We start from the raw sequence: 276 nt of genomic DNA, 5'->3' as shown, positions 1-276 counted from the left end.
ATCCTCCAAAAGTGGTGACCCGTACGGGATTCGAACCCGTGTTACCGCCGTGAAAGGGCGGTGTCTTAACCACTTGACCAACGGGCCAAAAATCTTCAATACTTTTCCCAAGCTTCCAACCGGGCTTGAACCGGTGACCTCTTCCTTACCATGGAAGTGCTCTACCAGCTGAGCTATGGAAGCATAATGGCTCCGCAGGTAGGACTCGAACCTACGACCGATCGGTTAACAGCCGATAGCTCTACCACTGAGCTACTGCGGAATAATATAGCCTGG

The 276-nt window shown here is 52.2% G+C and carries 3 tRNA genes; all 3 read right to left on the bottom strand.

Annotation, left to right across the window (positions count from 1 at the left end):
• Nucleotides 1–12: 12 nt before the first annotated feature.
• The 3 genes from MR056_RS22075 to MR056_RS22065 all read right to left on the bottom strand — a co-directional run bounded on the left by MR056_RS22075 (nt 13) and on the right by MR056_RS22065 (nt 262).
• Nucleotides 13–87: transfer RNA gene (locus MR056_RS22075), tRNA-Glu, on the bottom strand.
• A gap of 23 nt (nt 88–110) precedes the next feature.
• Nucleotides 111–183, bottom strand: a tRNA-Thr gene (locus MR056_RS22070).
• Between the two features lie 4 nt (nt 184–187).
• Nucleotides 188–262: transfer RNA gene (locus MR056_RS22065), tRNA-Asn, on the bottom strand.
• Between the last annotated feature and the right edge of the window lie 14 nt (nt 263–276).

Source organism: Bacillus cereus group sp. BfR-BA-01360 (assembly GCF_022663595.1).
Classification (GTDB): Bacteria; Bacillota; Bacilli; order Bacillales; family Bacillaceae_G; genus Bacillus_A; species Bacillus_A cytotoxicus.
This window is presented reverse-complemented; position numbering and strand designations above follow the sequence as displayed.